This window comes from Bradyrhizobium sp. P5_C11_2 (genome assembly GCF_054049755.1).
This window is the reverse complement of sequence record NZ_JBFULT010000417.1, coordinates 1-6,748: the sequence shown is the minus strand read 5'-3', so window position 1 is coordinate 6,748 and position 6,748 is coordinate 1. Positions and strand designations below refer to the sequence as shown.

The window sequence follows — 6,748 nt, the reverse complement described above, 5'->3', positions numbered from 1 at the left end:
AGATCCGGAGAAAACCTTCGCCGGAATAGCCGAGCGCGTAGGGCGAGGCGATGAGCCACAGCCCGACCAGGATCGTCGCCACCTCCTGCCAGCGCTGCAAGGCGACATATTCGAGCTGGCTGAGACCAAAGACGACGAGGCCGATTGCGACCGTGTTCAGGATTATCATCTGCTGTCCGCCGATCGCGGTGTGCTCCTGGATGGGAAACCATGGCGACGCAACAATCAGCGCGCCCAGCACCATTCCGCACCAGTCTTCCCATGTTCGATGAGTATTCAAGAAACCAAAGTCCGACATAGTACCCTCCTGCAAAAGAGGCATACGTTAGCGGCTGGCAATCATGACACTCCGAATGTCTAGCGACCCTGCCGGCCGCATTCGGGCGTATGTCCTCTTGAGGACGTGGGAATCACCGTGGAACTTGCAAGAGCGACGTCGGGGATTATTTGTGGTCGCCGCGCGATGTTCAAACGCAGATCGCACTGCAACTAAGGGCCCCAGGCCTCTGCGCGCCTCGAGACCAGCGCGGCGCGCAGCGCCATGAGGCTGATCGGGACACGCATTTTTCAGATATCTCCCTGCGGCAACCTGCTTTGGTCGCACCTTGTGGCAAGGGCGGCGTCAGGCGCCTAGATCAGGGGACAGGCAGCGCTTCGGAAGGACCCGGCATGGCGGCATCGGTACGCGACAACAAGGATCGAGGCCGCTTTGAACTCGATATCGGCAGCGAGGTCGCCTTCGCCAATTACCGGCTCACGCCGTCAGCGGTGATCATCACCCACACCGAGACGCCGCGCGCGCTGCGCGGCCGCGGCATCGCCTCCGAGCTGGTCAAGGGCGCACTGGAATTGATCCGCCGCGACGGCAAGAAGGTGATCGCCGGCTGCGGCTTCGTCGTCGACTATCTCGACAGGCATCCGGAGGATGCGGATCTCGTCGCCTGAAGCAAAAGGGCCCGCGCGATGGCGGGCCCTGTGCTGCGACCGAGCGATCGGTCAGTGCTTGATCTCAGGCGGCAGCTTGCCGCCATTGGCGGCGAGCTTGGACATCACCTGCTTGTGCAGCCAGACATTCATGCTGGCGGAGTCGTTCATGTCGCCGCTGTAGCCGAGCTCCTTGGCGAGATCCTTGCGCGCGGCAAGGCTGGAATCGATGTCGAGCGCCTTCATGAGATCGACGATCGAGGTGCGCCATTCCAGCTTCTCCTTCTGGGCAGCCACCAGCTTGTCGACGATGGCCGCAACGTCCACGGTCGGTGCCGATGCGGTCGGCGCGGTCCCTGCTGCGGGCGCGCTGCCCGGAGCTGTGCCACCGGCGGGCGCGGCAGCGGCCGGATGGCTACCGAAGATCGCGCCCATGATTTTACCGAAAATGCTCATATCTGCTCCCCGAAATGGATCCGTTGGAAGGGCCTTGAGTGCACTTATAGACGAAGTTTCTGCGCTGCGCCCGCGGTGTTCTGCGAACCGGCAAGCAGCATCAGCTTATCTGCGGCGAAATGACGACCGAATGACACATTCGAGGTTGCACTGCGGCATCGAATCTCACCCGAGCGTGAGGGACAGGACTCGGAATTGGGAGTACGGTTTCGGTTCAGCTCGCGATGCCATCCGGAATTCGCGTCTGGTCGGAATCGCGATCATCCAAGAAAAGCGGCCGCTTGCGCCGTTTGCCGGCGCCGGATTCGGCTGCATGGCAAGGGAGCAAGCCGACCATGGCCACACTCTACCCGGGCAATGTMCCCACKRTGGCCCMGCCCGCKGAWGCGGCGGGACCRRYSATCCGRACCATCCARCTGTCCGACCTSCACGACGCGCTCCGSCGCGGCTGGGAGGATTTCAAGGCGGTTCCAAGCCACGCCATCATTCTCTGCGTGATCTATCCGGTGCTGGGCCTCGTGCTCGCCCGCGCGGTGATGGGCTATTCGGTGCTGCCGCTGTTGTTTCCGCTCGCTGCGGGCTTCGCTCTGATCGGCCCGTTCGCCGCCCTAGGCCTCTATGAGCTCTCGCGCCGGCGCGAACGTTACGAAGAGGCCAGCGCCTGGGACGCGATGGAGGTGCTGCGCTCACCCTCCTTCGGCGCAATGCTCGGCCTCGGCACGCTGCTGCTCGCCTTGTTCGTGACCTGGGTTGCAACAGCGCAGGCGATCTATGTCGCCGCCTTCGGCTATGAGGGCGTGACCGGAATCTCGGATTTCATGACGCGCGTGCTGATGACCCGGCAAGGCTGGTGGCTGATCGTGATCGGCTGCGGCACCGGCTTCCTGTTCGCGCTCGCCGCGCTGTGCATCAGCGCCGTGTCGTTCCCCTTGATGCTCGACCGGCACGCCGGCGCGTTCGAGGCGATGGTCACCTCGCTCCGCGTCGTCGCCAGGAATCCCGTGCCGATGGCGGCTTGGGGCCTGATCGTCGCGGTGCTGCTGGGGCTCGGCACGATTCCCGCGTTCCTCGGCCTCGCCGTGGTCATCCCCCTGCTCGGCCACGCCACCTGGCATCTCTATCGCAAGGTGATCGTCTCCGATCCCGCTGCGCAGCCGGTGCCGCCTCCGCCGCATCGTCCGCGCAAGCCGGCCGCCGACTTCCCCGCCAATCTCTTCCCCTGGCGGAATCGGACGGACGCCTAACGATCTTGTGACAACCGATCCTGCCCTCGCCTGGGCAGGATCGGGCAATGTCAAACGCCTTGCTTTGGCCGCGGTTAGAACCGAGATTGCCGGGGCCGGGAATGCCACTTCATGGAATCCATTTATTCGAATGACCCCGACGATTTCTCGTCTCGCTCTCGCAGCTTTCGCCCTTACTGTGTCAATCGTCTCGGCTGAGCCCACGCTCGCCGCTGTTGCCTGCGGTTCAGGCAATTTCGACGCCTGGCTCGCGGACTTCAAAACCGACGCCGCCGCCAAAGGGATCTCGCCGCAGGCCATTGCCTCGGGGCTTGCCGGCGTGACGCTCGATCAGGCCGTGCTCAATCGCGATCGCTCGCAAAAGGTCTTCAACCAGACCTTTGAGGAGTTTTCCGGCCGCATGGTGCCGCCGCGCATGCAGCGCGGCTCGAACATGATGAAGCAGTACGGCTCAGTGCTGTCGCGCATCGAGCAGACCTACGGCGTGCCGGGCGAGGTGCTGGTCGCGATCTGGGGTCTCGAGACCGATTTCGGCGTCAATACCGGCAAGTTTGCGACGATCCGCTCGCTCGCGTCGCTGGCCTATGACTGCCGGCGTTCCGAGCAGTTTCGAGCCGAGCTGTTGGATGCCCTGCGCATCGTCCAGCGCGGTGATCTCGCGCCTGGCGACATGCGCGGCGCCTGGGCGGGCGAGCTCGGCCAGACCCAGTTCATGCCGTCATCCTGGATGAAGTACGCGGTCGACTTCGACGGCAATGGCAAGCGCGATCTCCTGCACAACGCGCCCGACGTGCTCGCTTCGACCGCCAACTATCTCGCCGGCTATGGCTGGCAGCGCGGCAAGGATTGGCAGCCGGGCAGCCCGAATTTCGCGGTGCTACAGCAGTGGAACAAGAGCGAGGTCTATTCCAAGACCGTCGCCTATTTCGCGACCCAGCTCGCACGCGCCCCTTAAATAGCGCCCGACAAGACGCGTAGGGCCGATCGCGCGGCGACCGGCCCTCTCTTGGTGCGTTTACTTACCCATGGTGGCGTGCATCGCCTTGTTCAGATGCGTGCCGCACGCACCCATTTTGCCGTTGAGCAGCGAATCCTGCGCAGCCGCGATCTCCTTCTGCGCGACGAACTTGCTGTCACCGTCAGCCATGTTCTCGATCGCGGTCTCGGTCTTCTCCAGATTGGCCGAGCTGCAGCCGCCAGTGGCGTGCTTGGCGGCCTGGGCCGGCGCGACGGCAAACGCGACGGCGGCAATTGCGATAACCCCGAGTAACTTCGTCATGATGTTACTTTCCTTCTCTTGTTCTTGAGACAGAACCGGCGACATTGCCGGAATCTGTGACATGACTTTCCTCCGGGCGCGGCAACTTGCCGCAATAAATTCCTCGCGAGAATTGCGTGATGTTGCGCGCGGCGCAGAGGCGCATGCGAAATTTCTGATTTTCATTACAGCCGTGTAATCAAAGTACACGTTTGGCGTGTGTGCACTGCATCAACGAGGCCTCACGGCCGCGGCTGTGGTTGAACCAGACCGCAGGCCTTGCCGCGCTCCCTCCTCCAAATTCCAATGACGCCCCAGTTTGGTGCGAATCGACGACGCCGCAATCGCCTGCGCTTGGCGAATCGGCCCCACGTAATATGAATTTATATTCATATCTACGATTCCTCTGCTCATGCGATTCGCGCATGCGAGACTTGGGCATAGACGCTGCCAGAGCGTCTTGCGGATGTTACGAGCGCAACATATTTCCACAACAGATGGAACCGCACACCCGGTGATAAACCCGTGATTTCACGGATGCTTACCGTGGGTTCCGATGGTTTCCGCCCAGCCGTTGGGCGCACCTGCCACCAAGTTAATCGTCCGTTACCGATGCCATGCACCCATCGCTTAGCTGCATCGCAACATCGGAACTTCCGCACTGCAACACTCCCATCTATATTCATTTCAACGATGACACCCGGGCAAGGGTTGAATCGAACTACAGGAGACTACCAATGCTGCTCTCGCTCATCCGCATGATCCAGGCTTTCCGGGACTATCAGCGCAATGTTGCCGAGCTGTCCCAACTCAGCGATCGCGAACTGGCCGACATCGGCCTCGATCGCTCGGACATCCCGCGCGTTGCCGCCGGTCAGTATCAGGGCTGATATCGTTCAGCCCTCACCGGACGAACCGATAGCGCCCGCCTCGTGCGGGCGTTGTCGCATCTGAAGGCAGAAAACTCGATCTCGGCGATTCCACTGACCGCCGAAAAGCGCTACCTGTCCCGCCCATGACAGGACCCCAATCCAACACCGTGCACGTGATCGGCGCAGGCCTTGCCGGCTCCGAGGCCGCCTGGCAGGTGGCCAAATCAGGCGTGCMCGTGGTGCTGCACGAGATGCGGCCGACCCGCATGACCGAGGCGCACCGCACCGACGGGCTCGCCGAGCTCGTCTGCTCCAATTCGTTCCGCTCGGACGATGCCGCCAACAACGCCGTGGGCCTGCTGCACGCGGAAATGCGCCGCCTCGGCTCGCTGATCATGCGCGCGGCCGACGCCAACCAGGTGCCCGCCGGTGGCGCGCTGGCGGTCGACCGCGACGGCTTTTCGGCTGCCGTCACCAAGGCGCTCAACGACCATCCGCTTATCGAGATTGCCCGTGGCGAGATTGCCGGCCTGCCGCCCGCCGATTGGGGCAATGTCATCGTTGCGACCGGCCCCCTCACCTCCGCCCCGCTCGCCGACGCCATCCGCGAACTGACCGACGAGAACGCGCTCGCCTTCTTCGATGCGATCGCACCGATCGTGCACCGTGAGTCCATCGACAYGTCGGTGGCCTGGTTCCAGTCGCGTTACGACAAGGTCGGCCCCGGCGGCACCGGCGCCGACTATATCAACTGCCCGATGACCAAGGAGCAGTATGACGGCTTCGTCGCCGCGCTCATTGCCGGCGAGAAGACCGAGTTCAAGGAATGGGAGACCAACACGCCCTATTTCGACGGCTGTCTGCCGATCGAGGTGATGGCGGAGCGCGGTCCCGAGACCTTGCGCCACGGCCCGATGAAGCCGGTCGGCCTCACCAACCCGCACGACCCGACGACGAAAGCCTACGCGATCGTGCAGCTGCGCCAGGACAACAAGCTCGGCACGCTCTACAACATCGTCGGCTTCCAGACGAAATTGAAGTACGGCGAGCAGCAGCGCATCTTCCGCACCATTCCGGGGCTGGAGAAAGCCGAATTCGCCCGGCTCGGTGGCCTGCATCGCAACACCTTCCTCAATTCGCCAAAGCTGCTCGACGGCCAGTTGCGCCTGCGCGCGCAGCCGCGGCTGCGCTTTGCCGGCCAGATGACGGGCTGCGAGGGCTATGTGGAATCCGCCAGCATCGGCCTGATCGCCGGCCTCTATGCGGCAGCGGACGCGCGCGGCGAGCAGCTTGCGAGCCCACCTGGCACAACGGCCCTGGGATCGCTGCTCGGCCACATCACCGGCGGCCATATCGAAACCATCGAACCGGGCACGCGCTCGTTCCAGCCGATGAACATCAATTTCGGCCTGTTCCCGCCGCTCGCCAGCGCGCCGACGAAGAAGCCGGACGGAAGCCGCCTGCGCGGCAACGAAAAGACGGTGGCCAAGAAGCAGGCGATGAGCGCATTGGCGCTCGCCGATCTCGATCGCTGGATCGCCGATCACCTGCGCATCGCCGCAGCAGCGTGAGTTGTCGATGAACCTCCCCAAGGACGACGCCGCAGTGCTCTCGGCGCGCTGGACTGAGGGCGTGCTGCTGAAGCGCGACGTGTTCTCGACCGTCGAGCGCGGCCGCTTCCGCGGCGACGATGGCGAGGTCGACGCGGTGCTGCGCCGGCTCGACGAGGTGCCGTGGTGGTCGTTCCTGCTGGCGCGCCATCTGTTCGCGCGCGAGAAGCATGCGCTGGCTCTCGCAAAGGGGCTGAACGTCGGCCCCGAACTGCTGTGGGCCGGCCGCCGCGCGCTGGCGCGCGGCTTCGTCGACGGCGTCGCGCTGCATCTGGCCAAGCCGCATGGCGACCTCGCCTTTTTCCGCTCGGCCAAGGACGCGCTGCGCCGGCTGCGCCGCGCCGGCATCTGCCACAACGATCTTGCGAAGGAACAGAACTGGCT

The 6,748-nt window shown here is 63.8% G+C and carries 8 protein-coding genes and 1 pseudogene; 6 read left to right on the top strand and 3 right to left on the bottom strand.

Features of this window, described 5'->3' with window-relative positions:
* The coding region (locus tag ACXJL8_RS29570; RefSeq protein WP_456686059.1) for an SPW repeat domain-containing protein at window positions 1-280 on the bottom strand (280 nt) is incomplete at its 3' end.
* 389 nt (window positions 281-669) lie between these two features.
* Here ACXJL8_RS29570 and ACXJL8_RS29565 point away from each other — a divergent pair.
* A complete protein-coding gene (locus ACXJL8_RS29565; protein WP_456618857.1) occupies window positions 670-945 on the top strand; it encodes a GNAT family N-acetyltransferase in 276 nt (91 codons plus the stop codon).
* 51 nt (window positions 946-996) lie between these two features.
* Here ACXJL8_RS29565 and ACXJL8_RS29560 read toward each other — a convergent pair whose 3' ends face one another.
* Window positions 997-1,380: a DUF3597 domain-containing protein gene (locus tag ACXJL8_RS29560; RefSeq protein WP_456618856.1), complete on the bottom strand. Its 384-nt coding sequence runs from the start codon at window positions 1,378-1,380 to the stop codon at window positions 997-999.
* A 335-nt stretch (window positions 1,381-1,715) separates the two neighbouring features.
* Here ACXJL8_RS29560 and ACXJL8_RS29555 point away from each other — a divergent pair, with 335 nt between their 5' ends.
* Together ACXJL8_RS29555 and ACXJL8_RS29550 are read left to right on the top strand one after the other, a co-directional pair.
* Window positions 1,716-2,624: a DUF2189 domain-containing protein gene (locus ACXJL8_RS29555; RefSeq protein ID WP_456686058.1), complete on the top strand. Its 909-nt coding sequence runs from the start codon at window positions 1,716-1,718 to the stop codon at window positions 2,622-2,624.
* A gap of 130 nt (window positions 2,625-2,754) precedes the next feature.
* Window positions 2,755-3,579, top strand: coding sequence for a lytic murein transglycosylase (locus tag ACXJL8_RS29550; protein WP_456618854.1), 825 nt, complete (start codon window positions 2,755-2,757; stop codon window positions 3,577-3,579).
* A 60-nt stretch (window positions 3,580-3,639) separates the two neighbouring features.
* Here ACXJL8_RS29550 and ACXJL8_RS29545 read toward each other — a convergent pair whose 3' ends face one another.
* A complete protein-coding gene (locus ACXJL8_RS29545; RefSeq protein ID WP_456618853.1) occupies window positions 3,640-3,966 on the bottom strand; it encodes a hypothetical protein in 327 nt (108 codons plus the stop codon).
* Between the two features lie 653 nt (window positions 3,967-4,619).
* Here ACXJL8_RS29545 and ACXJL8_RS29540 point away from each other — a divergent pair.
* From ACXJL8_RS29540 to ACXJL8_RS29530, 3 genes and pseudogenes are all read left to right on the top strand, one after another.
* A complete protein-coding gene (locus tag ACXJL8_RS29540) occupies window positions 4,620-4,772 on the top strand; it encodes a DUF1127 domain-containing protein (protein ID WP_007590701.1) in 153 nt (50 codons plus the stop codon).
* Between the two features lie 125 nt (window positions 4,773-4,897).
* Window positions 4,898-6,325 carry a methylenetetrahydrofolate--tRNA-(uracil(54)-C(5))-methyltransferase (FADH(2)-oxidizing) TrmFO gene (gene trmFO / locus ACXJL8_RS29535; protein WP_456686057.1) on the top strand — a complete coding sequence of 476 codons (1,428 nt, stop codon included), beginning with the start codon at window positions 4,898-4,900 and terminating at the stop codon, window positions 6,323-6,325.
* A gap of 7 nt (window positions 6,326-6,332) precedes the next feature.
* Window positions 6,333-6,748: pseudogene (locus ACXJL8_RS29530) on the top strand (serine/threonine protein kinase); the annotation flags it as partial.

Bases quoted from the DNA above. Each gene is read 5' to 3' on its own strand.
- ACXJL8_RS29565 (WP_456618857.1), top strand. From the start codon at position 670: ATGGCGGCATCGGTACGCGACAACAAGGATCGAGGCCGCTTTGAACTC.
- ACXJL8_RS29560 (WP_456618856.1), bottom strand. From the start codon at position 1,380: ATGAGCATTTTCGGTAAAATCATGGGCGCGATCTTCGGTAGCCATCCG.
- ACXJL8_RS29550 (WP_456618854.1), top strand. From the start codon at position 2,755: ATGACCCCGACGATTTCTCGTCTCGCTCTCGCAGCTTTCGCCCTTACT.
- ACXJL8_RS29545 (WP_456618853.1), bottom strand. From the start codon at position 3,966: ATGTCACAGATTCCGGCAATGTCGCCGGTTCTGTCTCAAGAACAAGAG.
- ACXJL8_RS29540 (WP_007590701.1), top strand. From the start codon at position 4,620: ATGCTGCTCTCGCTCATCCGCATGATCCAGGCTTTCCGGGACTATCAG.